The following is a 26,067-nucleotide window of genomic DNA, read 5'->3' on the forward strand; positions in this document are numbered from 1 at the left end:
GCGGCCGGGGGCGCGCCGTACCACGGCTCGATACGATCATGATCAGGCTGACGGAGAAGTCCCGCCCGGTGCCCGGCCATCGCCGTGGCGCACCGGGCGGGACCACACCGACGAGGGGAACCGAACCATGGAGTACGTCAAGCTCGGCACGAGCGGCCTGGAGGTCTCCCGGCTGGCGCTGGGCTGCATGAGCTACGGCGTTCCCGACCGGGGGCCGCATCCGTGGACCCTGGACGAGGACGCCGCCCGTCCGCTCATCCGCCAGGCGCTGGACGCGGGGATCACGTTCTTCGACACCGCCAACAGTTACTCCGCCGGCACCAGCGAGGAGATCGTCGGCAAGGCACTCGGGGAGATGGTCCGGCGCGAGGACGTCGTGATCGCCACCAAGGTCTACTTCGCGGTGGCGGACGGCGCGGCGCGCGGCGACCGTCCCAACCGGGCCGGGCTGTCCCGCAAGGCGATCATGACCGAGATCGACCACAGCCTGCGCCGGCTCGGCACCGACCACGTCGACCTCTACCAGATCCACCGCTTCGACCCGCACACCCCGGTCGAGGAGACGATGGAGGCGCTGCACGACGTGGTCAGGGCGGGCAAGGCCCGCTACATCGGGGCGAGTTCGATGTACGCCTGGCAGTTCGCCAAGCTGCAGCACACCGCCGAGCGGCACGGCTGGACCACGTTCGTGTCCATGCAGAACCACTACAACCTCCTCTACCGGGAGGAGGAGCGCGAGATGCTGCCGCTCTGCGCCGACCAGGGCGTCGGCGTGATCCCGTGGAGCCCGCTCGCCCGTGGCCGGCTCACCCGGGACTGGGAGGCCACCAGCGCCCGCGGCGAGACGGACGCCTACGGCCGCACCCTGTACCAGCCGGACGACAAGCGGATCGTCGACGCCGTCGCCGCGATCGCCGAACGCCGTGGCGTCCCGCGGGCCCAGGTGGCCCTGGCCTGGGTCGCGTCCCGCCCCGGCGTCACCGCCCCCATCGTCGGCGCCACCAAGCCCCACCACATCCCGGACGCGCTCGCCGCGCTCGAACTCCGACTCACCGAGGACGAGGTCCGGGAACTGGAGGAGCCGTACAGGCCCAGGGGGATCGCCGGCCACTGAGCCGACCGCGCGCCACAACCTCGCGAACGCCCGTCTGGCCCTTTCCTGGACAGACGGGCGTCACGGTACCTAGAGTTCTTGTCCAACAATGGAAAATCAGTCCACGTTGGAGACCGTCATGGCCGCCGCTTCGCCCGTAACGTTCGACGACGTCCGTGCCGCCGCCGCACGCCTCGAAGGCGTCGCCCACCGCACCCCGGTCGTCACCTCGCGCACCCTGAACGCCCTCGTCGGCGCCGAGGTGTTCATCAAGTGCGAGAACTTCCAGCGCGTCGGCGCCTTCAAGTTCCGCGGCGCCTACAACGCGGCCGCCCAGCTCTCCCCGGACCAACTGGCCAAGGGCATCGCCGCCTACTCCTCCGGCAACCACGCCCAGGCCACCGCCCTGGCCGCCCGCGAACTCGGCACCAGCGCCGTCATCCTGATGCCCGAGGACGCCCCGCGACTCAAGCGGGAGGCGACCGCCGGATACGGCGCCGAGATCGTCACCTACGACCGCTACACCGAGGACCGCACCGCACTCGGTACGGCCCTGGCCGAGGACCGCGGCCTGGCCCTCATCCCGCCCTACGACCACCCGCACGTCATCGCCGGGCAGGGCACCGCGACCCTGGAACTCCTCGACGAGACCGGCCCGCTCGACGCCCTGCTCGTGCCCGTCGGGGGCGGCGGCCTGATCGCCGGCAGCGCCACCGCCGCCAAGGCCCTGCACCCCGGCATCCGGATCGTCGGCGTGGAGCCGGAGGAAGGGGACGACACCAAGCGCTCCCTGGAGAGCGGCACCCGCGTCACCCTGCCCGTGCCCCGGACCGTCGCCGACGGACAGGCCCTGCCCACACCCGGCGAGCTCACCTTCGAGATCAACCGGCGCCTGGTCGACGCCATCGCCCTCGTCAGCGACGCGGAGATCGTCGCCGCCATGCGCTTCGCCTTCGAACGCCTGAAGATCGTCCTCGAACCCAGCGGCGCCACCGGCCTGGCCGCACTCCTGGCCGGCCGTGTCGACAACCTCCCGCCCCGCATCGGCATCATCGCCTCCGGCGGCAACATCGACACCGGGCGGTTCGCCGAACTCATCGGCGGATGAAGAAAGTTGTGGCGCGGCGCGAAAAACCGCAGGCGCCACTGCGAGCCCGTCGGATACCGTGAGTGCATGTCCACGCCCCGAATTTCCTAGCTGAGGACCCGCTTCCACGCCAGAAGTGTGTCCTCTCGCTGTTTCGGAGCGTTACATCATGATCACCACTCGCGACGTCGAGCTGCGCGCCGGTGCGCGCCTGCTGCTGTCCGGCATCTCCTTCACCGTCTCCCCCGGCGACCGCATCGGCCTCGTCGGCCGCAACGGCGCCGGCAAGACCACGCTGCTGACCGCGCTCGCCGGACGGTCCCGGCCCGCCGCCGGCACCATCACGCACACCGGTCCCGTCGGCTTCCTCGCCCAGGACTCCCGCGCCGCCGACCCCGCCACGACCGTCACCGACCGGATCCTGTCCGCCCGCGGCCTCGACACCGCGCTGCGCGACCTGCGCGAGGCCGAGGCGGCGATGGCCGGCGCCGCCCGCCCGGCAGAGCTGGAGCGGGCCATGAACGCCTACGCCCGCGCCGACGCCGCTTTCCAGGCCGGCGGCGGCTACGCGGCCGAAGCCGAGGCGGCCCGGCTGGCGGCCGGACTCGGCCTGCCCGAACGGGTCATGGACGAACCGGTCGGCACCCTGTCCGGCGGGCAGAAGCGCCGCGCGGAACTCGCCCGCATTCTGTTCGCCGGAACCGAGGGCACCCTGCTCCTGGACGAGCCCACCAACCACCTCGACGCCGACTCGCTCACCTGGCTGCGCGGCTTCCTCCAGGGCCACCAGGGCGGACTGGTGCTCGTCAGCCACGACACGGCCCTGCTCGCCGAGGTCGTCAACCGCGTCTTCCACCTGGACGCCGCCCGGGCCACGATCGACGTCCACAACACCGGCTGGAACGCGTACAGGACCCGGTGTGAGACGGAGGAGCGGAGCCGCACCCGGGAGCGGGCCGGTGTCGAACGCAAGGCCGCCGCCCTGCACGCCCAGGCGGACCGCATGAAGGCCCGCTCCGCCACCGCCACGACGGCCCGGAGCATGGCCCGCCGCGCCGACCGCATGCTGGCCGCGCTGGAACCCGCCCGGCGCACCGAGAAGACCGCGCGGATCCGTCTGCCGGAGCCCGCCCCGTGCGGGCGGACGCCGCTCGGCGCGATCAGCCTGGCCAAGTCCTACGGCGGCCACCGGGTCCTCGACGGGGTGGACCTGGCGGTGGACCGCGGCACCCGCCTGGTCGTCCTCGGACTCAACGGCGCCGGCAAAACCACCCTGCTGCGGATCCTCGCCGGTGCCGAACGGCCGGACGCGGGACGCGTGGTGCACGGACACGGGCTGCGCCTCGGCTACTTCGCCCAGGAGCACGACACGCTCGACACCCACCGCACGGTCCTGGAGAACCTGAGGGACGCGGCACCGCACCTGGACACCGGTGAGGCGCGGCGGGTGCTGGGCGCGTTCCTGTTCGGCGGGGACGACGCCGGCAAGCCCGCGGGTGTCCTCTCCGGCGGCGAGCGGACCCGGCTGGCACTGGCCGGCCTGGTCCACTCCGGGGCGAACGTCCTGCTGCTGGACGAGCCGACCAACAACCTCGACCCGGTCTCCCGCGACGAGGTGCTGACCGCGGTCGACTCGTATCCCGGCGCGATCGTCATGGTCACCCACGACGAGGGTGCCCTCGACGCCCTCCGCCCGGACCGCGTCCTGCTGCTGCCGGACGCGGACGAGGACCTGTGGAGCGAGGACTACCGCGACCTGGTCGCCCTCGCCTGAGGGCTGCTGAACTCCAACCCCCCATCCCGGTTTCACCATGGTCGTATAAGATCCACGCAATTTGATCACCAAATCTTGATCGTGGGGGGACCGGATCGTGAACTCGCATGTCGTCAAAGGAGCATTCGCGCTCGTACTGAGCGGGACCATGGTGGGGGCGCTGTCCGCAGAGGCGGCGTCCGTGCCGACCGCGGGCATCGCGGCGGGGACCGCCACGGTGACCAACGACCCCGTACAGCCCGGCGTCTGGGGTACGGCCACCGAGCTCGCCCCCTCCGCCCAGCACCGCGTGCTGGCCCTGCAGGCCCGCGCCGACGGCGCCCTCATCGCCCTGCGCGACCAGCCCCAGGACCCCACGCAGACCGCCGAGGTCCGCCGGCTCACCGTCCAGGTCCGTCCGGCCGGCTCCACCACCTGGGCCGCGCCCCAGACGCTGTCCACCGCCGCCGACTACATCCTCGACGCCAGCACCCTCGCCCCCCAGGCCGACGGCTCCTTCCTCGCCTACTGGCGCGAGCGCGTACCCGGGGGCAAGGTCCTGCTGAAGGCCGCCACCCTGGCCCCTGGCGCCACCCGCTGGTCCGCCCCGACCACCGTCACCACCACCGACTGGACCGACTGCCCTCCCGTCGTCTTCGGCAGCGCCACCGGACGCCTCACCGCCGTCTGGGCCACCCCGGTCCCCGGCGGCCGCGAGCTGCGCATCTCCGAGCGGCCGGCCCCCGGCGAGGCCTGGTCCGAGCCCACGGTGTTCGACACCGTCAAGAGCGACACCGAGGAAGGGGAGTGGTACCTGACCGGGCTGGACGCCACGGTCGACAAGGCGGGCAACGCGGCCATCGCCTGGAACCTCGACGACGCCTTCCGTGACGGCGGCTTCGCAGGCGCGACCGGGACCGAGGTCTCGTACCACTCCCGGATCATGGAGCGGAAGGCCGGCGCGACCACGTGGGGCGACGCCGAGGATCTGACCCCGCTCGCCGGCACCCATCCGGGTGCCGTGCGCCTCGACGCCGATCCGGCCGGTGGCCTGACCCTCCTGTGGGCGAGCGCCGGCGACGGACCCGCCCGCTTCGCCCGCCAGAGCGCCCCCGGCCAGGCCTGGAGCGCCCCCGAGCAGACCCCGCTCACCGGCTGGTACGCCCCCCGCGCCCTGCCCCGTCCGCTGACCGCGCCGAACGGCGACGTCACCCTCGTCGACGGCACCGACAAGGCGGTGATCTCCACCACCCGCTCCGCCCGCACCGGCGTCTGGGGCGCCGTCGAACAGGCCGACGACCGCCGTCCCTTCGGCTCCGCCCACTACGCCGTCAGCTCCGGCATCGCCACCGACGGCACCGTGCACGCCGGCTGGGCCGTGTCCATCGGCAGCGGCAAGTACCGGTTCGTCTCCGGCTTCCGCACCCGCGGCGGCTGGTCGGCGCCCAAGACGCTGGGCACCACCACCGACTACCGGGGCATCGGCGGCGCCGTCACGGTCGCGGGCACCCGCCCCACGGCGCTCTGGTACGACAACTCCGCCTCCGGCGGGCCGCTGTACACCGTCTCCGGCACCAGCCGCCCGCTGCCCCGCGCCCGGGACTACGGCGACGACCGCCGCGCCGACGTGCTCGCCCTGAGCGGCACCACCCTGACCCGGTACGACGGCGACGCCGCGGGCCATCTCGCCACGGGCTCCGTGCACAGCGGCGCGGTCACCGGCGGCTGGCCCTCAGGCACCCGGTTCACCGGCTTCGGCGACCTGAACGGGGACCGCGTCAACGACGTCCTCGCCGTGCTGCCCACGGGCGAGGCGCGCATGTACGAGACCCCGGCGGGCCGGCTGCCCGTGCCGACGTCCCCGTACAAGAAGACCAGCAGCGACTGGCGCGGCTACAACGTCCTGACCAGCCCCGGCGATCTGACCGGCGACGGCCGCGCCGACCTGCTGGCCCGGTCCGCCGCCACCGGCGACATCTACCTGTACGCGGGCAACGGCAGCGCGGGATTCGCCCCGCGCGTCAAGATCCGGTCGGCATGGAAGGGGTACACCCGGGTGATCGGCGCCGGGGACCTCAACGGCGACGGGCACGGGGACGTGCTGGCCCTCGACGGCTCCGGCGAGCTGTGGCGCTACAACGGCACCGGCACCGGCAAGCTCGCCGACCGGGTGCTGGTCTTCCGCGACTGGGGCAAGAGCTACCGGCAGGTGCTCGGCGCCGGCGACCTGAACGGCGACGGCAAGGCCGACCTGCTCTCGGTCGACTCCGACGGCGTGGCCTGGCTCAACCCGGGCACCGGCCACGGCACCTTCGGCAGCCGGCTCCGCGTCGGCTCCGGCTGGACCGGCCGCACCCTTTCCTGACCCGCGGAGTCCTCCCACCCCGACCGGTCCCGCAGACCGGTCGGGGGCACGGGGCGAGCAGCTCGCAGCGGTAGAGGTGCGACGCTCGGCCACTGGTGGGCGAAATGGGCGCGTTGGCGTCGGGTGGCAACAGCGCGGGCTAAGCCGTTCTGCGTGTCACTGCGAGCCTGCGGCCACCAGGGTCGCAGTGATGGGTTCGAGCTCGGTGATCAGTTCGTCGAGTTCGGCGGGGGACAGGGCCTCGTAGGGCGGGGTGGCGAGTTCGTCGGTGAGGGTTTCGATGCGTTGTTTGGTCGCGCGGCCGGAGTCGGTGAAATGGCCGTCGGCGTCGATGAGTCCGCGTTCGCGCAGGCCGTCCATGACCGCGGCCAGGCGCTCTTTCGGCAGGTGATGGATGCGTCCGAACGACTCCGGCGGGTGGATGCCCTGCTCCAGCGCGGAGAGCACGTGGGCCTCCGTGCCGCCGATCCGCGCGCCGACGAGAGCGGCGATGTGCCCGTCGCCGCGGTGCTCGCGCAGCATGGTGGCGGAATGCCACAGCCGGGCCACCGGATCGCTCGGCACCGCAAGGGTGCGCATCCCCGCGTACATCACCCGGCCTTCGGTGGGGGCGCTCGTCGCGGCCTTGGTGGTCAGGTCGGCGGCGCGCACCAGGCCCGGCGAGCCGGCCAGTTCTTCGCCGAGCATCCGCCGTAGGGAGGCCGCGCTGCCCCTTTCCCGCGCGGCGACGGAGGCCTCGGGCGCAATCGTCTCCCAGGCGCTCGGGATGTGCCGTGCGGCTTCCCCGTCGGCGAAATTGTAGAAGGCCGCGTGCACGACCTGCGCCGGTACCCGCCCCAGCGGCGCGGCGCGGCTGGCGAAGTAGCCGTCCCAGTAGGTCCGGTGCCCGAGTGCGGCCAGTTCCTCGTTGCACTCGTCGGCGAAGAACGTGACCAGGCAGATCGGCTCCAGGAGCTCGAACATGCGACGGGCGATGTGAGTCATCGGATGCAAGCGCGTCTTGCCCATCGGGTTCTCCCTTTGTCAGGTGTGCCGACTTGGACCGTCCGGCACACCGAAACTCATCGGCGACCGAAGGGAAGCACTGCAGATGGATTGGCGTCTGCGTGGCTGTGTACGCCGGAGCGGGTTCTGCTCCAACTTCTCGGCTGTGTCGCGGATTGGGTGACGCGTGACGATCACGAGTAGGTGGGCATGGTCGTCGGGTTCGCCGGCCGGGCCCCTTTTTTTTGCGGGCCCGGCCGCATTGCTGGTGGGCTCGCACGATCGTGGAGTCCACAGAAGCCGCCTCCGCCTCCGCCTCGGCGAGGGCGCGCGGCGTCGCGGGTGGCGGCAAGACCCGTCCGCGCACCTGTCGCCGCACCGCCTCCACGACTTCGTCATCCGTCACCGCGGCGCTGTAACCGCTGGGCGCGGCGGCCCGATTGTCAGTGGTCGCCCTTACGGTTCGATCAGTGAGGACCTGCCGGAACGGCCGCGGGTCCGTCTGCCATGACCACGGCGTCCGCGGTGTCGACGACGTATCTGGAGCTGTCGCAGGAGAGCGGCGGCGCCCACAAGTTCTACGAGGTGACCGTCGACGGAACCGTGGTGACGGTGCGCTACGGCAGGATCGGCGCCGCCGGGCAGACCCAGACGACGACCTTCCCGACCGCGGACAAGGCCCGGGCGGCCGCCGCGAAGAAGGTGGGGGAGAAGGTCCGCAAGGGATACGCCCCAGCCGTCCAGGGACAGCGCGCCCCGCGTCCGGTGACCCGGCGTCAGGTCGTTTCGGCCCCGTCCACCGCGCGGGCGGTGGCGCCCGTGCTGTGGCGGTTCCGCACCGGCTCGGCCGCCTTCGGCATCCATGTCGACGACGAGCACTGCTGGGTCGGCAACCAGGCGGGTGACGTCTACACCCTCGGCCACGACGGCGCCGTCCTCGCCCGGTTCGGCCTGCCGGACGGGGTGAAGTGCCTGGTCGCCGACGACTTCTGGATCTACGCGGGCTGCGACGACGGCAAGGTCTACGACCTCTCCTCCAAGCTGCCCTTCGCCGCGTACGACATCGCCGCCGACGTCGACATCTTCTGGCTCGACATCCACGAGGGCATCCTGAACGTCTCGGACCGCGACGGCCGGCTCACCGTCATCGACCACGAGGACGAACACCAGTGGGCCCGCCGCAGCCAGGGCGAACACGCCTGGATGGTGCGCGCCGACGACCGCGCCGTCTACCACGGCCACCATCGCGGCGTCACCGCCTACGCACCCGACGGCAGCGGCGAGTTGTGGCACACGGCCACCCGGGGCAGCGTGCTGTTCGGCTGGCAGGAGGACGACGCCGTGTACGCGGGCACCGGTCACCGCGTGGTCCAGCGGCTGTCGAAGACGACCGGCGCCATCGAGGCGACGTACGCCTGCGACAGCGCGGTCTATTCTTGCGCCACGTCCCCGGGCGGTCGGTTCGTCTTCGCCGGGGACGCCGCGTCGTCCGTCTACTGCTTCGACCAGGACGGCACGCGCCTGTGGAAGCTCGGCACGGGAGGCGGATCGGCGCTGTCGATGCAGTACCGCGACGAGCGGCTGTACCTGGTGACCACCGACGGCTCGCTGGTGTGCGTCGACGCGAGCGAGACGGCCATCGCCGCGGCCCAGCAGGGCACGGTGCCGGTGGCCCGGGACGTCAAACTCGCCGCGGCCCTGCCGACCTACCAACCCGCCACCGCCGCCACCGCCGTGGCCACCGTCACCCAGGCTCCCGCCGGAGCCGTCGTGGTCGAGTGCGTGCAGGACGGCGGCCGCCTCCGGGTGCATGTCGTGTCCGAGGGCTACGACACCTCCTGGAAGGTCCAGTTCCCGCGGGCGATACGGGAGCCGGGCGCCCGCTACGTGGTGGACGCCCTGCACCCGGCCGCCGGCGGTTTCTACCGCGTCCGCGGCGACATCCGCCGCCTGCTGTGACGCCCCCGGCACCTGCCGCTCACTGCCCGGGCGCAAGCCCTCAGGGCCGTGCGCTCGCCGCCTCCGCCAGCACCTCCCGCGCCACGGAGAGCACCTCGGCACGGTCCTCCGGCACCAGTCCGATGCGGGTACGGCGGTCCAGGAGATCCGACTCGTCCAGCGCGCCCTCGTGCCGTACCGCCCAGAGCAGTTCCGCGCGGGTCACCGGGTGGCCGGGCAGGACCCGCTCGGCCAGCGCGGGGTTCTCGGCCGCGAGGGCGTGGACGGCCTCGGCCTCGGTGCCGTAGCGGCGGACCAGGCGCGGGGGTGCGGACAGGGTGCGCAGCCGAGCGGGTGCGGCGGCGCCGATCAGGGGCAGCGCGGCGGTGGGGGAGGGCGGAGCGGGAAGACCCCGGGCGGCGCCGGCGGCGTCCACGGCGTCCTGGGCCATGCGCCGGTAGGTGGTGAGCTTGCCGCCGACGATCGTCGTGATGCCGTCGGGGGACGTCAGTACCGCGTGCCGGCGGGAGATGTCGGAGGTGCGGGCGGGCGAGCCGTCCTGGCCGTCGTGCCCCGAGGTGTCCAGCAGGGGGCGCAGTCCGGCGAAGGCGCCGACGACCTCCTCCCGGGCCACCGGCGTGTCCAGGACCGAGCCGAGCACGTCCAGCAGGAATCCGATGTCGGTCTCCGGTACGTCCGGTACGTCCGGGATCCCGCCCTCGACCGGCTCGTCGGTGAGACCGACGTACACCCGGCCGTCGCCCTGGGGCAGGACCAGGACGAAGCGGTTGGTCTCGCCGGGGATGGGGATGTGGAGGCCGGCCGGCAGGGTGCCGAGCCGCTCCGAGCGCAGGACCATGTGGGTGCCGCGGGAGGGCCGGATCCGGATGCCCTCGACGAGCTCGCCCGCCCACACTCCGGTCGCGTTGATGACCGCGCGGGCCCTGATCTCGCCCTCCTCGCCGGTGAGTTCGTCGCGGATCCGGGCGCCGGTGCCGGTCAGCTCCAGCACCCTGACCCGGGTCAGCACCCGGGCGCCCCGCGCGGCGGCCGTCCTGGCCAGGGCGGTGACCAGCCGGGCGTCGTCGGTCACCTTGCCGTCCCAGGACAGCAGTCCGCCGCGCAGCCCGGCCGAGCGCACCGAGGGCGCCAGGTGCCGGGCCTCCGTCGCCGACAGCCGGCGCGGGGCGGGCAGGACCTGGCGCGGGGTCCGGGCGGCCAGCCGCAGCATGTCCCCGGCCCGGAACCCGGCCCACGCCAGCGAGGCCTGCGCCCGGGACACCAGCGGGGTGAGCGGCAGGACGAACGGCTGGGCGGCCACCAGGTGCGGGGCGGTCCGGGTCATCAGCACCCCGCGCTCGACCGCGCTCTCGTGCGCCACGTCGAACTGCGCGGAGGCCAGATAGCGCAGCCCGCCGTGGATGAGCTTCGAGCTCCAGCGGGAGGTGCCGAAGGCCAGGTCGTGGGCGTCCACCGCGACGACGTCGAGCCCGCGGGCCGCCGCGTCCAGCGCGGCTCCGGCCCCGGTGGCGCCGAGCCCGACGACCAGGACGTCGGCGACCCTGCCGTCGGCGGCCTCGGCCAGTTCCCGGCTCCGGCGGTGTGCGCTGAGGGACGAGCCGGCGTCGGCCCGGGTGTGGCTCATGGCGTGAGGGTCCTCTCCAGGAGGGTGCGCAACTCGCCGAGGAAGGCGGCGGAGTCGAGCTCCGGATCGTCCTCGTCGGTCATCGTGCGCAGGGACAGGGTGAAGGACTGCACGGTCAACAGCAGGGCGCGGGCCTGTCGTTCGATATGCCCGGGGCGTACGGAGCCGTCCGCGTGGCCGTCGCGCAGCCCGTCGGCCAGCAGTGCCAGCAGTGCCTCCTGGCTCGCTCCGCGCCGGTCGAGCACATAGGGGAGCAGCAGTTCCGGGTCGACGTCGACGATCTTGCGGAACAGCGGGTGCGCCCGGAAGGCCTCGACGCCCGCGACCAGTCCGTCCACGATCCGGGTGCGGGTGTCCGTGCCGGAGGCGGGCTCGGGGATCGCCCGGGTGGCCACGTCGATCCACTCGCGGGTCATCAGATCGCCCACCAGGGTGCGCAGATCGGGCCAGCGCCGGTACAGCGTCATCCGCGAGACGCCGGCGCGGCGGGCCACGTCGGCGAGGGTGGTGCGGCGGACGCCGACGGCCAGCACACAGTCGCGTACCGCGTCGAGCACATGATCGTTGTCCGAACCGTTGTGACGAATAGGCGTCATGTGTCACAGTGTAACGCCCCGGGCGTCGGGCGAAGCGGACACCGTCGCCCCGGGCACGGCCCGCCGGCCGTCGCGCGAACCGAGCACACCGAGCACACCGACCTGTGAGGACGACCGTTCAATGGACATGCTGTGGAACGGCTGGGGCGACCCGGCCAAGGCGGCACCGCTGCCCGACTCGGTGACCGGACTGCTGCGCGACCTGCTCGGCGTCAAGCCCCGCACCACGCCCGCCCTCACCCTCGAGGACATCGAGCTGCCCGCCACCACGGCCGCCCCCGCCGCGCTCAAGGCGCTCGCCGAGGCCGTCGGCGGCGAGGACCACGTCCGCACCGACGGCGAGAGCCGCGTCCGCCACACCCGCGGCAAGTCCACCCCCGACCTGCTGCGCATCCGCGCCGGCGACTTCGCGGACGTCCCGCAGGCCGTGGTCCTGCCCGCCTCCCACGACGAGGTTCTCGCCGTACTGCGCGCCTGCGCCGCCCACGGCCTCGCCGCGGTCCCCTTCGGCGGCGGCACCTCGGTGGTCGGCGGACTCGCCCCCCAGCGCACCGCGTTCATCGCCCTCGACCTGCGCCGCATGAACGGCCTGCTCGACCTGGACCCGGTCTCGCGCACCGCTGTGCTCCAGCCCGGGCTGCGGGCCCCCGAGGCCGAGGCCCTGCTCGCCGCACAGGGCTTCACCCTCGGTCACTTCCCGCAGTCCTTCGAGTGGGCCACCATCGGCGGCTTCGCCGCCGCCCGCTCCAGCGGACAGGCCTCCGCCGGATACGGCCGCTTCGACGAGATGGTCCTCGGCCTGACCCTCGCGACCCCCGAGGGGACCATGGAGACCGGCCGCGCCCCCCGCTCCGCCGCCGGACCCGACCTGCGCCAGCTCATCCTCGGCTCCGAGGGCGCCTTCGGCGTCATCACCTCCGTCACCGTGCGGATCCGGCCGGTGCCGCAGGCGCGGATCTACGAGGGCTGGCGGTTCGCCTCCTTCGAGGAGGGCGCCGCCGCGCTGCGCAGGCTCGCCCAGGACGGACCCCGGCCGACCGTGCTGCGGCTGTCCGACGAGACCGAGACCCTCATCGGCCTGGCCCAACCGGAGGCCATCGGCGGCGACTTGTCGCAGAGCGGCGCGGGCTGCCTGGCCATCACCGGCTACGAGGGCACGGCCGAGGACACCGCACAGCGCCGGGAGCAGGCGGCGGCCGTCCTCACCGCCTGCGGCGGCACGCTCCTCGGCGCCGAACCGGGCGAACGCTGGGCCCACGGCCGCTTCTCGGCGCCCTACCTGCGCGACGCCCTGCTCGACGTCGGCGCGTTCGCCGAGACCTTGGAGACCGCGGCCTTCTGGTCCCGCATCCCCGACCTCTACCAGGCCGTACGCACCGCGCTCACCGACACCCTCGCCGGGGCCGGCACCCCGCCCCTGGTGATGTGCCACATCTCCCACGTGTACGAGAACGGCGCCTCGCTGTACTTCACCGTCGTCAGCGCCCAGGGCGAGGACCCGGTGGCGCACTGGACGCCCGCCAAGCACGCGGCCAACGAGGCCGTCCTGGCGGCCGGCGGCACCATCTCCCACCACCACGGGGTCGGCACCGACCACCGCGACTGGTACGTCCGCGAGGCCGGACCGCTCGGTATCTCGGCCCTGCGCGCCGTCAAGCGCCGCCTGGACCCCGAGGGCCTGCTGAACCCCGGCGTCCTGCTCCCCACCGACTGATCCGCTCCGACCGACCCCCACCCGATCCGCCTGCTTCGGAGGCACACCGATGCGACAGTTCACCGCCGTCGTCAACCCCACCGCGGGCGGCTCCACCGGGGCGGCGACACTGCTGCACCTGGCCCGGCTGCTGCGCGAGGCCGGGGCCGAGCTGGAGACGGAGTACAGCCACAGCCTCGCCCACGCCCAGGACATCGCCCGCCGCGCCGGCGAGCGCGGCCGGATCGTCCTGGCCGTCGGCGGCGACGGCATCGCCGGCGGCATCGGCGGCGCGCTCAGCGGCACCGGAACCGTCCTCGGTCTGGTGCCCGCCGGACGCGGCAACGACTTCGCCCGCGCCCTGAAGCTGCCCGCCGATCCCGCCGCACTCGCCGGCGTCCTGCTGACCGCCGAGCCACGTCCGGTCGACACCATCGAAGTGGAGTCGGCGGTCCACCCGCGCACGGTCGTCCTGGGCAGCGTCTACGCCGGCGTGGACGCGGTGGCCAACCGGCACGCCAACCACGCCCGGCTGCTGCGCGGCTCCGCCTCCTACTACGCGGGCGGCCTGCGCGCCGTCACCACCTGGCGCGCGGCGGATTACCGCGTCACCGTCGACGGCGAGGAACACACCCACCGCGGCTACACCGTCGTGGCCGCCAACTCCCCCTACTACGGCTCCGGTCGGCTCATCGCCCCCGACGCACGCGTCGACGACGGCCTGCTGGACGTGGTGATGATCCGGGAGGCCCCGCGCCGGCTGTTCTTCACCCTCATGAACGAGCTGAAGACGGGCGGCCATGTGCACCGCCCCGAGGTGCGCGTGCTGCGCGGCAGGGAACTGCGCATCGAGGCCAACCGGCCCGTCCCCTACGGCGCGGACGGCGAGGTCGACGCGGCCCTGCCGGTCACGGTGCGGGTGCGACCCGGAGACCTGCCCATGCTGTACTGACCACTCGCTCACCTGGGTAGGGGGAGGGCAACCCGGCCGGGCGCGCCGGGGGAGGGGTTGGTCGCTCATGACGCTGGAACCCGCCGAGGGCGTGGTGCAGGCGGTCGTGCTGTACGACGGACGGCTGCTGCTCGTGGACGACGGCGGCGCTTGGGTGCTGCCGTCGGGTACGCCCGGACCGGCCGAGCCGGCCGAGGCCACCGCCGCACGCGTCGTCTACGAACTCACCGGCTACCTCGTCGACGGCACCGAGCCCCTGATCCCACACGAGGGGACACCGGCGGACGGGGCGTCGGCGGTGGTGTGCCAGCTGCTGAGCGAGACCCCGTCGGACGGAGCGAGCCTCGCGCCGGAACAGGTGCACTGGGCGCCGATCCCCGAGACCGTGGACGTGGCACTCCCGGCGGTCGTGCACGAGTACCTTCAGGGACACACGCCCGTGTAACGGTCGTGCCGGTCAGCGGTCCCCCGCGGGGTCCGCCGTGCGCGCCAGGAACCGCTGCCGGTCGACGACCGCCCGGTCGACCTCACCTGTGGCCACCAGCCGGCCCGAACCGTCGACGGCCCGCACCACGAAGGTGAGCCGCCCGCCCGTGACGGCGGCGGAGGGTTCGGCGCTCACCTCCACCAGGCCGCCGACCGGCGTGGCCCAGACGCGGCGGCCCGCACCGTGGCCGCCTCCATCCACGCGATCAGCCGTGGCGTGGCGAGAACGGGCACGTCACCGCTGCCCACCCGCACCGCGGTGTCGGCGTCGGTCACCTCGTGGCGCATGCCCTCACGCCAGCGCCGGCGGGCCCGGAGCACCGCACGACCCTGCCGTGGGTGAGGGCCGGGCGTGCTCTCGCTCGTCGGCCGTGACGGCAGACTGGCTCACCGGCCCGGCAGTTCCACCACATCCACGCCCGCGCCGGCCGGCACGCCGCCCGGTGGAACCACCGCGAGACCGTCCGCCAGGGCCAGGCCGCGCAGCATCGCCGGACCGTCGAACGGCAGCGGCGTCACCTCCTGCCCCGCGGTGAACACCGGCAGCAGCCGGGTGTCGCACGGATGCCCGGGCAGGGCGGAACCGGCCACCAGCCGGACCGGCTCGGCGCCGCAGTGCCCGCCGAGCCGGCGCAGCAGCGGCTCGGCCAGCGTGACCATGCCGGCCACCGCGGCGAGCGGGTTGCCGGGCAGCCCGACCAGCCGGCGCGCCCGGCCGTCGGCCGTGGCGGGCAACTCGGCGAGCAGCATCGGGTGACCCGGCCGCACGGCCACGGAGTCCACGAGCAGCCGGGCGCCCACCGCCCGGAGCGTGTCGTGCAGGAAGTCCACCGGTCCGGCGGCGGTACTCCCCGTCGTGACCACGACGTCGGCGGGCGAGCGGCCCACGGCCTCCCGGAGCGCGGCGAGGTCGTCGTCGAGCAGACGATGGCCGATCAGCTCGGCGCCACACGCGTGCAGCCACGGCGGCAGCAGCGGCCCGAGCGCGTCACGGACCCGCCCGCCGCGCGGCACGCCGTGCTGGAGCAACTCGTCGCCGAGGACCAGCAGTTCGACACTCGGCCGGCGGTGCACCGTCAACCGGTCGTACCCCGCGGCCGCCGCCAGGCCCAGCACCCGCTCGGTCACCGTGGTGCCGGAGGGCAGCAGCGGCTCACCGGAGCGGCACTCCTGGCCGCGCGGCCGGATGTCGCGGCCTTGGGGCACCGGCGCGGGGGAGCGGTCGTGGAGCAGGCCCCGGCCGGGGTCCGTCTCGCCGTGCTCGCGCCGCAGTACGGCGGTCGCGCCGGGCGGCACGGGGGCGCCGGTGGCGATGGGAACGGCCGAGTCCGGCGCAAGGGGCCCGGGCTCCCGGCCGGCCAGGACGCCGGCGTCGCCGAGCCGCCACGGGCCCGGTCCGGCCACGGCCCAGCCGTCCATCGCGGCGGTGGCGAACGGCGGCAGGTCGGTGAGCGCGACGAGCGGTTCGGCCAGCGCGTGGCCCAGCGCGTCGGTGAGGGTGCGGGGAACCGCGGGCAGCGGCCGCTCGGCGCAGGACCGGGCGATCGAGCGGGCTCGTTCCCAGGACCGCGCGGCCCGGAGCGAGTCCTGCTCGGCCCGCGGTCCGTGCGCTGCCGTGCCGTCGGCCGGGCGCGTCCGGGATGCCGTCATGCGGGTCATCGTTGGTGAGCCGTCCGGGGAAGTCAAAGAGGCACCGCTTGTCTGCCGATAGGCGGCGCCTATCTGATAACCCGCGCTTATCACGCCATCGAAAACACCTCTTTGACGTGCCTTCGGACAGAGGCGGATGCTGCCCCGCAGTGCCCATCGGAGAAAGAGGCGGACCGGACAATGAGCGGTATCGAGGACCCCGGCGACGATCTTTCGGTCACCCCGCCCAAGCGCTGGGCGACCGGTGTCCCGGCGGTGACGCACGCACTGGAGTACTCGCTGGGACAGACGACCGTACGACGCACCGCGCTGACCCTGCTGAACATCAACCAGGTCAAGGGATTCGACTGCCCGGGATGCGCCTGGCCCGAGCCCGCGCCGGGCAAGCGGCACCTCAACGAATACTGCGAGAACGGCGCCAAGCACATCAGCGACGAAGCCACCTCGCGCCGCGTCACCGCCGAGTTCTTCCGCCGGCACACGATCGCCGAACTGGACGCGAAGTCGGACTACTGGCTCAACCAGCAGGGCCGGCTGACCGAACCCGTGATCAAGCGGCCCGGCGCCGAGCACTACGAACCGATCGGCTGGGACGAGGCGCTCGACGTGCTCGCCGGAGAACTCCGCCGGCTGGACTCCCCGGACGAGGCCCTCTTCTACACCTCCGGCCGGCTGAACAACGAGGCCGCCTTCCTGCTGCAGCTCTTCGCCCGCGCCTACGGCACCAACAACCTGCCCGACTGCTCCAACATGTGCCACGAGTCCAGCGGTTCCGCGCTGATGGAGACCCTGGGCATCGGCAAGGGCAGCGTCTCCCTGGACGACATCCACACCGCGGACCTCGTCTTCGTCGTCGGACAGAACCCGGGCACCAACCATCCGCGGATGCTGACCGCGCTGGAGGAGACCAAGCGCAACGGCGGGAAGGTCATCGCGGTGAACCCGCTGCCGGAGGCCGGGCTCATCCGCTTCAAGCACCCGCAGAAGGCGCGCGGAGTGATCGGCCGGGGCACCGCCATCGCCGACCAGTTCCTGCAGATCCGCCCCGGCGGCGACCTCGCCCTCTTCCAGGCGCTGGGCCGGCTGCTGCTGGAGGCCGAGGACGAGCGCCCGGGCACCGTACTCGACCACGCCTTCATCAGCGCCCACACCACCGGCTTCACCGACTTCACCGAGCGCGCCCGGAAGGTCCCGTGGGAGGACATCCTCACCGCGACCGGGCTCACCCGCGAGGAGATCGAGCGCGTCCACGACCGGGTGCTGCGGAGCGGGAAGATCATCGTGTGCTGGGCCATGGGCCTCACCCAGCACAAGCACGGCGTCCCCACCATCCGCGAGGTGGTCAACTTCCTGCTGCTGCGCGGGAACATCGGCAAGCCGGGCGCCGGCGTGTGCCCGGTGCGCGGCCACAGCAACGTCCAGGGCGACCGCACGATGGGCATCTGGGAGCGCATGCCCCAGACGTTCCTCGACGCGCTGGGACGGGAGTTCGGCTTCACCCCGCCCGCGAAGCACGGACTGGACTCGGTCGACGGCATCCGTGCCATGCGCGACGGCACCGCGAAGCTCTTCCTCGGCGTCGCCGGCAACTTCGTCCGGGCCACCCCCGACAGCCATGTCACCGAGGAGGCGATGCGGCGGTGCCGGCTCACCGCGCACATCTCCACCAAGCTCAACCGCTCCCACACGGTCTGCGGTGACACCGCCCTCATCCTGCCCACCCTCGGCCGCAGCGACCGCGACGTCCAGGCGTCCGGCGAGCAGTTCATCACCGTCGAGGACTCCATGAGCGAGGTGCACGCCTCCCGCGGCCGCCTGGCGCCCGCCTCCCCGCACCTGCTCAGCGAGGTCGCGATCATCAGCCGGCTGGCCCGCCGCACCCTCGGCGACACACCCGCCATCCCCTGGGAGGAGTTCGAGGCGGACTACGCCACCGTCCGCGACCGCATCTCCCGCGTCGTACCGGGCTTCGAGGACTTCAACGCCCGGGTGGCCAGTCCGGGCGGCTTCCGGCTGCCCAACCCGGTCAACCAGCGCGTCTTCCGCACCCCGAGCGGCAAGGCGGTCTTCACCGTCAACGAGTTCACGATGCCGGACATCCCCGAGGGCCATCTGCTGCTGCAGACACTGCGCTCCCACGACCAGTGGAACACCATCCCGTACGCGATGAACGACCGCTACCGCGGCATCCACAACGCCCGCCGCGTGGTGCTCGTCAACCCCGCCGACCTGACCGCCCTCGGGTTCGCCGACCGCGACCGGGTGGACCTGGTCGCCGTCTGGCACGACGGGCTGGAACGCCGGGCGGAGGACTTCCGCGTCGTCGCCTACCCCACCAGCCGCGGCTCCGCCGCCTCCTACTACCCCGAGACGAACGTCCTGGTGCCGCTGGACAGCGTCGCAGACATCAGCAACACCCCCACGTCCAAAGGTGTGTTGATCCGCCTGGAGCCCACGCGCGCAGTCGGCTGAGCAACCCGGGATCCCCAGGAGAGGAGCATGTCCATGGGACGAGTGACGGTACGGCGGCGGGTGCTGCGGATCCGCGACGGAGCGCCCTCCGCGCGGCCGGACACCCTGGCCGCCGAGGAACCGATGGAGATACGGGTCGGCGGGCGCCCCCTCACCGTGACCATGCGCACCCCCGGCGACGACTTCGACCTCGCGGCCGGCTTCCTCGCCGGCGAGGGCGTCGTCCACGCCGCCGAGGATGTGACCGGGATCCGCTACTGCGCCGGCGCCACGCCGGACGGCGGCAACACCTACAACGTGGTGGACGTCGCCCTGGCCCCCGGCGTGGCCCTGCCCGAGGCATCGCTGGAGCGGAACTTCTACACGACCTCCTCGTGCGGCCTGTGCGGCAAGGCCAGCCTGGACGCGGTGCGCATGGCCACGAGGTGGTCCGTGGCCGAGGACCCGCTGAGCGTGGGCCCGCAGCTGCTGGCCTCCCTGCCCGGAAAGCTGCGGGCGGCGCAGAAGGTGTTCGACAGCACTGGGGGCCTGCACGCGGCCGGACTGTTCACGGCCGACGGCGAGCTGCTGTGCCTGCGGGAGGACGTGGGCCGGCACAACGCCGTGGACAAGGTCGTCGGACACGCCCTGCGCTCGGGCCTGCTGCCGTTGCGCGGCACCGTGCTGATGGTCAGCGGCCGCGCCTCCTTCGAGCTGGTGCAGAAGGCCGTGCTCGCCGGGATTCCGTTGCTGGCGGCGGTCTCGGCGCCCTCCTCGCTGGCCGTGGACCTGGCGGCCGAGAGCGGGCTGACCCTGGTCGGCTTTCTGCGCGGTGCGTCGATGAACGTGTACACCGGTGCGGACCGGCTCCAGCCGCAGCCGGTGGGCTGACGCGGGCCGGCCGTGCCGGGCAGACGGCAGCGCACACCGGTGTGCCGCATCCGCGTCCGGCGCCGTCGGCTAACGCCCCGGATCCCCCGGCATGTGCTCCAGGGCCGAGGCCATGTCCGTGGTGCGGGCGATGTCCGTCAGCGCCCTCGCCATCACCGAACCCGGCTCCCGGGCGGCGATCACCAGACCCACGGGTACGGCCGCGGCGGGCTCGACCAGCGGCACCGCCCGCATGCCGTGCGGGACGCCGAACACATGGAGCCAGGCATGCGGCACGATGGCCGCCCACTGGCCCGTCCTGACGTGGGCGAACAGCGCCGCCACGGAGTCGGTCTCCAGCCGGGGCGAGGGCTGCGTCCCCGCCTGCGCGAACAGCTCGTCCAGCACCCGCCGGCCCTGCATCGCAGGGTTCAGCATGCACAGCGGCAGCCGCGACGCCTCCGCCCAGGTGGCCGACGTACGCCGGGCCAGGCCGTCGGCGGCCGTGAGCAGCAGGACGTACCGCTCCTGGTACAGGGGAACCGTGTGGAAGGCACCGTCCGACACGTCCTCGCGCAGATAGGTCACTCCGGCGTCGAGCTCGAAGTTCTGCAGCTGACGCAGGATGTCCACCGACTGCATGTCCGCTATGACCTCGACCGTGACCAGCGGGTGCGCCGCGCAGAACGGTCCGGTCAGCTGGGCGACGGCACCGGACGCGGTCGGCACCGTACCGATCCGCATCCTGCCGCTCAGCCCGGTGCGCAGGACGTCGACCTCGTCCTTGAGGGCGTCACGGTCGGCGAGGATCCGCTGCGCCCACACGACGATGCGCTCCCCCTCCGGGGTGAGGCCCTCGTACTTGCGGCCGCGCCGCACCAACGGCACGTCGAGTTCCTCCTCCAGCTTGCGCAGCGCCTCCGACAGCGCGGGCTGGGAGACGTAGCAGGCCTGGGCGGCACGCGCGAAATGCCGCTCCCGGGAGAGGGCGACGAGGTATTCCAGCTGACGAAAGAGCACGGCACGGGTCTACCCGACCGCACCCCGCAAAGCCAGTCCCACCCCGCCTGGTCCTCGTCCCGCCTGCCGCCCGTCTTCCCTCTGGCCGGTGCGTTCGTGGGTCCGTCGGCTGGTCCGGCTCTCCGTCGGGCTGTCGTGGCGCGTGGGGCGTCCGCGCCTGTCCTGGCCGGTCTGCCGCTGGGCCTGTCTGTTCTTTGGCTGGTGTGTTTCTGGGCCTGTCGGTTGGTCTGGCCGTTCGGCGGGCTGTCCTGGCGCGTAGGGCGTCCGCGCCCGTTTCGGCTGGTCTGCCGCTGGGCCTGCCCGTCCTCTGGCTGGTGCGTTTCTGGGCCAGTCGGCTCGTCCGGTTCTCCGTCCGGCTGTCCTGGCGTGTAGCCCGTCCGCGCCTGTCCCGGCCGGCTGCCCGTGGGCCTGTCTGTCCTCTGGCTGGTGCGTTCGTGGGCCTGTCGGTTGGTCTGGTTCTCCGTCGGGCTGTCCTGGCGGGTAGGGCGTCCGCGCCCGTTTCGGTCGGTCTGCCGCTGGGCCTGTCTGTCCTCTGGCTGGTGCGTTTCTGGGCCAGTCGGCTCGTCCGGTTCTCCGTCCGGCTGTCCTGGCGCGTAGGGCGTCCGCACCCGTCGCGCCCGATCCCAGTCCGCCCGCCTGTCCGTCCTCTGGCCGGTCCGATCCTGGGCCCGTCGGCCGGTTTGCCCCTCCGTCCGGCTGTTCCGGCCCGCAGCCCGTTCACGCTCGTCCGCCCTCCGTCCACCCCCGTGTCCGCCTTCCGTCGGTCCCCCCGCCCGCTCGGCGGCTGGCCCGCGTACGACCTGCCGAGTCGGCCCGGTCGGGCCATGCTGGAACGGCTTGGTCTCCAAGGACCCCATGTCTCCAGCACCTCATGAGGAGGCGGACTCCCGTGGTCGAACCGCAGCCCGTCATCGTCCCGCCGGCCAGGGCGGCACTGTTCCTCGTCGTCACCATCGCGCCGGGCGGGGAGGACACGGTCCGAGGCCTGCTCGAGGACGTCTCGGGGCTGCGCCGCTCCGTCGCCTTCCGCGAGCCGGCCGAGGAACTCAGCTGTGTCGTCGGCATCGGATCACGCGCATGGGACCGGCTGTTCACCGGCCCGCGCCCACGGCAGCTGCACCCCTTCACGGACGTGGTCGGCCCGCGCCATCGAGCGCTCGGCACACCGGGCGACCTCCTTTTCCATATCCGCGCCCACCGTGTGGATCTCTGCTTCGAACTGGCCCGGCTGCTGGACGAGCGGCTCAAGGGAGCGGCCACCGTGGTCGACGAGGTGCACGGCTTCAAATTCTTCGACGAGCGCGACCTGCTCGGCTTCGTGGACGGCAGCGAGAACCCCGAGGGGAAAGTGGCGGACGACGCCGTGTTCATCGGCGAGGAGGACGCGGAATTCGCGGGCGGCAGCTATGTGATCGTGCAGAAATACCTGCACGACATGACCGCCTGGAACGCCCTGTCGGTCGAGGAACAGAACCTGGTCATCGGGCGGACCAAACTGGCCAACGTCGAACTCCCCGACGATGTGAAGCCCGCCGACTCCCATGTCGCGCTCACCACCATCACCGACGAGAACGGCGACGAACGCAAGATCGTGCGGGAGAACATGCCCTTCGGCAACATCGCCCAGGGCGAGTTCGGCACCTACTTCATCGGTTATGCCCGTACCCCGGACGTGACGGAGGAGATGCTGAGGAACATGTTTCTCGGCAGGGATCCGGGCCGGAACGACCGGATTCTCGAATTCTCGGTGGCGGTCACCGGCTGCCTCTTCCACGTTCCCACCGTCACGTTTCTCGACGACCTGCCCGCCGCCCCGCGAGGCTCGTAACCTAGCGTTACGGGAACGTCGGTGCGGTTCTTCCGTTTGCGGTGCCGTGCGCTGCGGGGTTCAGTGAGTACGGACCCCGGAACAACCACCCCGCGGTTATCGACCTCCCCCCGCGCCCAGGAGCCCTCATGTCGATGTCGTTCGGTGCACCGTTCGGTTCGTCGGACCCCTTCAGCGAGTTGTTCAACCGGTTCTTCGGGATGTCTCCGGCGTCATCGCCCCCCGCGGTGCAGCGGGTGCCCATCGGCCGGCTGCTGACGGAGTCGTCGCAGGAACTGCTCAACCTGGCCGCGCGGCGGGCGCTGGAGGACGGCACGTCCGACCTGGACACCGAACATCTGCTGTGGGCGGCCACCAAGGTCGAACCGTCCCGAAGACTGCTCTCCCAGCTGGACGTCGATCCCGACACGCTGGCGGCCGAGCTCGCCAAGATCCTGCCCCGGGAGTCCGGGGAGCCCTCCGCGCAACCGGGCCTCACCCCGGCGGCCAAGCGAACGCTCGGCGCCGCCTACGCCCACTCGCAGGCGGCCGGTGTGTCGTACATCGGCCCCGAGCACATCCTCGGCGCGCTGCTGGGCGACAGCGACACGGGCGCTGCCAAGCTGCTGCGCGCCGAGGGCATGGACACGCGGAAACTGGCCGGTCTGACGGAGCAGGCCGCTCGGAACGACGGGCCCGCCGCCGAACGGAAGAAGGCGCCGGCGACGACGCTGGACGAATTCGGGCGGGATCTGACGGAGGAGGCGAAGGCCGGGAAGCTGGACCCCGTGGTGGGACGTGGAGAGGAGATCGAGCAGACGGTCGAGATCCTCTCGCGGCGGTCGAAGAACAATCCGGTGCTGATCGGTGAGCCGGGCGTGGGCAAGACGGCGATCGTGGAGGGGCTGGCGCAGCGGATCGTGGCCGGTGAGGTGCCCGACAGCCTCAAGGACAAGCGGGTCGTGGCCCTGGACCTGTCGGGGATGGTCGCGGGGGCACAGTACCGGGGCCAGTTCGAGGAGCGGTTGAAGAAGGTCATCGAGGACGTCCAGGCCGCCAAGGGCCAGGTCATTCTGTTCATCGACGAACTCCACACCGTCGTGGGTGCCGGGGCGACGGGGGAGGGGTCGATGGACGCGGGCAACATGCTCAAGCCCGCCCTCGCGCGCGGTGAACTCCACGTCGTGGGCGCCACGACGATCGACGAGTACCGCAAGTACGTGGAGAAGGACGCGGCGCTGGAGCGGCGGTTCCAGCCGGTGATGGTGCCCGAGCCGACGGTGGAGGAGACGGTGCAGATCCTGGAGGGTCTGCGGGACTCCTACGAGGCGCACCATCAGGTCCGGTTCGACGACGGCGCGTTGGTTGCCGCGGCCGAGCTGTCCGACCGCTACATCACCGACCGTTTCCTGCCCGACAAGGCGATTGACGTGATGGACCAGGCCGGTGCGCGGGTGCGGCTGCGCAGCGTGGGCCGGTCCACGGAGGTGATCAGCCGTGAGGACCGCATCGCCCAGCTCCGCCGCGAACTCGACCAGGCCGTCTCCGTGGAGGACTTCGAGAAGGCGTCGGAGCTGAAGCGGCTGATCTCCGAGGCGGAGGGCGAACTCGCCGGCATCGAGGAGCGCCGCGAGGGCGTGGTGTCGGTGACGGCTTCCGACATCGCCGACGTGGTCTCCCGCCGTACGGGGATCCCGGTGTCGCAGCTGACGGCGAGCGAGAAGGAGAAGCTGCTCAGGCTGGAGGAGGAGATGCACGCCCGGATCGTCGGCCAGGACGAGGCGGTCACCGCCGTCTCGCAGGCGGTACGGCGCAACCGCGCGGGGATGGGGGATCCGAACCGGCCGGTGGGATCCTTCCTGTTCCTCGGGCCCACGGGGGTCGGCAAGACCGAACTCGCCAAGACCCTCGCGGCGTTGCTGTTCGGGGACGAGGACCGGATGATCCGGTTCGACATGAGCGAGTTCCAGGAGAAGCACACCGTCGCCCGGCTGGTGGGTGCCCCTCCCGGATACGTGGGCTATGAGGAAGCGGGCCAGCTGACGGAGAAGGTCCGCCGCAGGCCCTACAGCGTGGTGCTCTTCGACGAGGTGGAGAAGGCGCACCCGGACGTCTTCAACACCTTGCTGCAGATCCTGGACGACGGCCGGCTCACCGACGCCCAGGGCCGTACAGTCGACTTCCGGCACTGCGTGATCATCATGACGTCCAACATCGGCGCGCACCGGATCCTGGACCACAAGGGCGATGTGTCGGAGCTGAAGGACGAGTTGATGGAGGACCTGCGGACCAGATTCCTCCCGGAGTTCCTCAACCGCATCGACGACATCATCATCTTCCACGGGCTGACCGAGGAGGATCTCGGGGAGATCGTGGACCATCTGCTGGACCAGAGCAAGCGCCGCGTCCACGCCCAGGGGATGACGCTGGAGGTGACCGATGCGGCGAAGAAGCTGCTCATCGCACACGGCCACCAGCCGGAGTTCGGTGCCCGCCCGCTGCGCCGCACGATCCAGGCGGAACTCGACAATCGGATCGCCACCCTGCTGCTCGGCGGCGACGCCGAACCCGGCGACACCATCGTCGCCGACGTCCAACACGACTCCCTCCATTGCGGGGTCCGCAAGAGCAGCGGCTCCGGCGAGCCTGCCGCGCCGGGCGCCCCGTCAGCGCACAAGTGACGGCGGCGCAGGGACAGCCCGTCGGCGGACACACCCGGGCGTGGCATAGGCCCTGGTGTTCATCTCGGGAGGACCCCATGGCGCATCACCACCACAAGTCCGACGAGCGGGTCGAGGGAAACCCGGACCCCGGCCACGGCCGCGCTATGCCGCGCCGGCCCGACGAGGCGCGAGGCGACCGGCGCACCCGAGGAGACCGCCGGGAGACCGGGCTGCCGGTCGGGAAGTGGGAGGACACGGAGATTCCGTACGAGGAGGAACGCGCCGAGATCGACCGCGAGGAGGACTGACTCCTCGGCGTTCATTCCTGCGCGCTCTGGTCCCCGATCGACACCACGACCACGCTCGACGGACCGTCCGGCGTGTCGAAGTGGACCGAGTCACCGGGGCGGTGCCCGAGCAGCGCTCGGCCGAGCGGGCTGTCGGAGGTGACCAGGTTCTGGTCCAGGGCCTCGGCGAGCTCGCCGATCTGGAGCGTCTCCACCGAGCCGTCCGGGAAACGGACGGTGACCGTGCTGCCAACCCCGACCACGTCCGTGGGGGCGGGCCCCGCCACGTCCGCTTGGCGCAGCCGCTCGGTGATGGTCTCGATACGACGGTCCAGGCGGTCGAGCTGATTGGCGCGCTGCAACTGTTCGGCCTGGTCCGCCTGGTCGCCCACGTCCGTGCGGTCCTGCAGGATTCCGGCGACGAGTCGCCGCTCGTCTCGCAGGTCGGCCAGCTCCTGCTCCAGCGCACGGCGGGCAGCGCTACCGATCGGCTCCGGGTCACCGGTCATTTCCGGCTCCTCTGGTCCAGGGGAGAATATTCATTAGTCGGGCATTTTGCGCATCGTATCAACGAGAGCCCCGGGGGTGTGCCGCCGTGCACTCGGGGGCGGGGCAGCGGTTGCGGTGGAGGCGCCGAGTATCCCGATATACGGTGTTTTTGGGGGTTTCCCTCACCGGTTTTCCTCTCCCTCCAGGAGGTCTCCATGTCCTCGAAGCGACGCCGTAA

The 26,067-nt window shown here is 72.4% G+C and carries 21 protein-coding genes; 13 read left to right on the plus strand and 8 right to left on the minus strand.

Annotated features, from left to right (window positions below):
- Nucleotides 1-127 precede the first annotated feature (127 nt).
- From ACQPXS_RS43135 to ACQPXS_RS43150, 4 genes are all read left to right on the plus strand, one after another.
- Nucleotides 128-1,114 carry an aldo/keto reductase gene (locus ACQPXS_RS43135; RefSeq protein ID WP_433454929.1) on the plus strand — a complete coding sequence of 329 codons (987 nt, stop codon included), beginning with the start codon at nt 128-130 and terminating at the stop codon, nt 1,112-1,114.
- A gap of 118 nt (nt 1,115-1,232) precedes the next feature.
- Nucleotides 1,233-2,201 (plus strand): threo-3-hydroxy-L-aspartate ammonia-lyase, encoded by a 969-nt coding sequence (locus ACQPXS_RS43140; RefSeq protein ID WP_433454930.1) that lies wholly within the window; start codon nt 1,233-1,235, stop codon nt 2,199-2,201.
- A 148-nt stretch (nt 2,202-2,349) separates the two neighbouring features.
- Nucleotides 2,350-3,954 carry an ABC-F family ATP-binding cassette domain-containing protein gene (locus ACQPXS_RS43145; protein ID WP_433454931.1) on the plus strand — a complete coding sequence of 535 codons (1,605 nt, stop codon included), beginning with the start codon at nt 2,350-2,352 and terminating at the stop codon, nt 3,952-3,954.
- 97 nt (nt 3,955-4,051) lie between these two features.
- Nucleotides 4,052-6,298 (plus strand): FG-GAP repeat domain-containing protein, encoded by a 2,247-nt coding sequence (locus tag ACQPXS_RS43150; RefSeq protein ID WP_433454932.1) that lies wholly within the window; start codon nt 4,052-4,054, stop codon nt 6,296-6,298.
- A 156-nt stretch (nt 6,299-6,454) separates the two neighbouring features.
- Here the strand turns inward: ACQPXS_RS43150 and ACQPXS_RS43155 are convergent, their stop codons facing one another.
- On the minus strand, nt 6,455-7,306 hold the full coding sequence (locus tag ACQPXS_RS43155) for an SCO6745 family protein (protein WP_433454933.1): 852 nt from the start codon (nt 7,304-7,306) through the stop codon (nt 6,455-6,457).
- 483 nt (nt 7,307-7,789) lie between these two features.
- Here ACQPXS_RS43155 and ACQPXS_RS43160 point away from each other — a divergent pair, with 483 nt between their 5' ends.
- The gene (locus ACQPXS_RS43160; protein WP_433454934.1) at nt 7,790-9,241 is read left to right on the plus strand and encodes a WGR domain-containing protein; all 1,452 of its coding nucleotides are present in this window, start codon (nt 7,790-7,792) and stop codon (nt 9,239-9,241) included.
- A 40-nt stretch (nt 9,242-9,281) separates the two neighbouring features.
- Here the strand turns inward: ACQPXS_RS43160 and ACQPXS_RS43165 are convergent, their stop codons facing one another.
- Nucleotides 9,282-10,865 carry a glycerol-3-phosphate dehydrogenase/oxidase gene (locus tag ACQPXS_RS43165; protein ID WP_433454935.1) on the minus strand — a complete coding sequence of 528 codons (1,584 nt, stop codon included), beginning with the start codon at nt 10,863-10,865 and terminating at the stop codon, nt 9,282-9,284.
- Entirely contained in the window at nt 10,862-11,461 is a 600-nt protein-coding gene (locus ACQPXS_RS43170; protein ID WP_433454936.1) for a TetR/AcrR family transcriptional regulator, read from the minus strand. The genes ACQPXS_RS43165 and ACQPXS_RS43170 overlap by 4 nt, the downstream gene beginning before the upstream one ends.
- A 121-nt stretch (nt 11,462-11,582) precedes the next feature.
- On the opposite strand from ACQPXS_RS43170, the gene ACQPXS_RS43175 reads away from it, so the two are divergent.
- From ACQPXS_RS43175 to ACQPXS_RS43185, 3 genes are all read left to right on the plus strand, one after another.
- On the plus strand, nt 11,583-13,175 hold the full coding sequence (locus tag ACQPXS_RS43175) for an FAD-binding oxidoreductase (protein ID WP_433454937.1): 1,593 nt from the start codon (nt 11,583-11,585) through the stop codon (nt 13,173-13,175).
- Nucleotides 13,176-13,224: 49 nt separating this feature from the next.
- On the plus strand, nt 13,225-14,106 hold the full coding sequence (locus ACQPXS_RS43180; RefSeq protein ID WP_433454938.1) for a diacylglycerol kinase family protein: 882 nt from the start codon (nt 13,225-13,227) through the stop codon (nt 14,104-14,106).
- 67 nt (nt 14,107-14,173) lie between these two features.
- Nucleotides 14,174-14,551: an NUDIX domain-containing protein gene (locus ACQPXS_RS43185; protein ID WP_433454939.1), complete on the plus strand. Its 378-nt coding sequence runs from the start codon at nt 14,174-14,176 to the stop codon at nt 14,549-14,551.
- Between the two features lie 12 nt (nt 14,552-14,563).
- Here the strand turns inward: ACQPXS_RS43185 and ACQPXS_RS43190 are convergent, their stop codons facing one another.
- The 3 genes from ACQPXS_RS43190 to ACQPXS_RS43200 form a co-directional block, all read right to left on the minus strand.
- Nucleotides 14,564-14,728, minus strand: coding sequence for a hypothetical protein (locus tag ACQPXS_RS43190; RefSeq protein WP_433454940.1), 165 nt, complete (start codon nt 14,726-14,728; stop codon nt 14,564-14,566).
- Nucleotides 14,725-14,880, minus strand: coding sequence for a hypothetical protein (locus ACQPXS_RS43195; protein WP_433454941.1), 156 nt, complete (start codon nt 14,878-14,880; stop codon nt 14,725-14,727). The genes ACQPXS_RS43190 and ACQPXS_RS43195 overlap by 4 nt, the downstream gene beginning before the upstream one ends.
- A 99-nt stretch (nt 14,881-14,979) precedes the next feature.
- Entirely contained in the window at nt 14,980-16,242 is a 1,263-nt protein-coding gene (locus tag ACQPXS_RS43200; RefSeq protein ID WP_433454942.1) for a molybdopterin molybdotransferase MoeA, read from the minus strand.
- A gap of 180 nt (nt 16,243-16,422) precedes the next feature.
- Here ACQPXS_RS43200 and ACQPXS_RS43205 point away from each other — a divergent pair, with 180 nt between their 5' ends.
- Together ACQPXS_RS43205 and fdhD are read left to right on the plus strand one after the other, a co-directional pair.
- A complete protein-coding gene (locus tag ACQPXS_RS43205; RefSeq protein ID WP_433454943.1) occupies nt 16,423-18,714 on the plus strand; it encodes an FdhF/YdeP family oxidoreductase in 2,292 nt (763 codons plus the stop codon).
- 33 nt (nt 18,715-18,747) lie between these two features.
- Entirely contained in the window at nt 18,748-19,584 is an 837-nt protein-coding gene (gene fdhD / locus ACQPXS_RS43210; RefSeq protein WP_433456209.1) for a formate dehydrogenase accessory sulfurtransferase FdhD, read from the plus strand.
- Nucleotides 19,585-19,653: 69 nt separating this feature from the next.
- On the opposite strand, the gene ACQPXS_RS43215 is transcribed toward fdhD, so the two are convergent.
- Nucleotides 19,654-20,583 (minus strand): LysR family transcriptional regulator, encoded by a 930-nt coding sequence (locus ACQPXS_RS43215; RefSeq protein ID WP_433454944.1) that lies wholly within the window; start codon nt 20,581-20,583, stop codon nt 19,654-19,656.
- A gap of 889 nt (nt 20,584-21,472) precedes the next feature.
- Here ACQPXS_RS43215 and ACQPXS_RS43220 point away from each other — a divergent pair.
- The 3 genes from ACQPXS_RS43220 (at nt 21,473) to ACQPXS_RS43230 (ending at nt 25,361) form a co-directional block, all read left to right on the plus strand.
- Nucleotides 21,473-22,411, plus strand: coding sequence for a Dyp-type peroxidase (locus ACQPXS_RS43220; protein ID WP_433454945.1), 939 nt, complete (start codon nt 21,473-21,475; stop codon nt 22,409-22,411).
- A 128-nt stretch (nt 22,412-22,539) separates the two neighbouring features.
- Nucleotides 22,540-25,071, plus strand: coding sequence for an ATP-dependent Clp protease ATP-binding subunit (locus ACQPXS_RS43225; protein ID WP_433454946.1), 2,532 nt, complete (start codon nt 22,540-22,542; stop codon nt 25,069-25,071).
- 77 nt (nt 25,072-25,148) lie between these two features.
- Nucleotides 25,149-25,361: a hypothetical protein gene (locus tag ACQPXS_RS43230; protein ID WP_433454947.1), complete on the plus strand. Its 213-nt coding sequence runs from the start codon at nt 25,149-25,151 to the stop codon at nt 25,359-25,361.
- An 11-nt stretch (nt 25,362-25,372) separates the two neighbouring features.
- Here the strand turns inward: ACQPXS_RS43230 and ACQPXS_RS43235 are convergent, their stop codons facing one another.
- The gene (locus tag ACQPXS_RS43235) at nt 25,373-25,849 is read right to left on the minus strand and encodes a GreA/GreB family elongation factor (RefSeq protein WP_433454948.1); all 477 of its coding nucleotides are present in this window, start codon (nt 25,847-25,849) and stop codon (nt 25,373-25,375) included.
- Nucleotides 25,850-26,067 lie beyond the last annotated feature (218 nt).

The sequence above is a fragment of the Streptomyces sp. CA-142005 genome, assembly GCF_050942335.1.
Classification (GTDB): Bacteria; Actinomycetota; Actinomycetes; order Streptomycetales; family Streptomycetaceae; genus Streptomyces.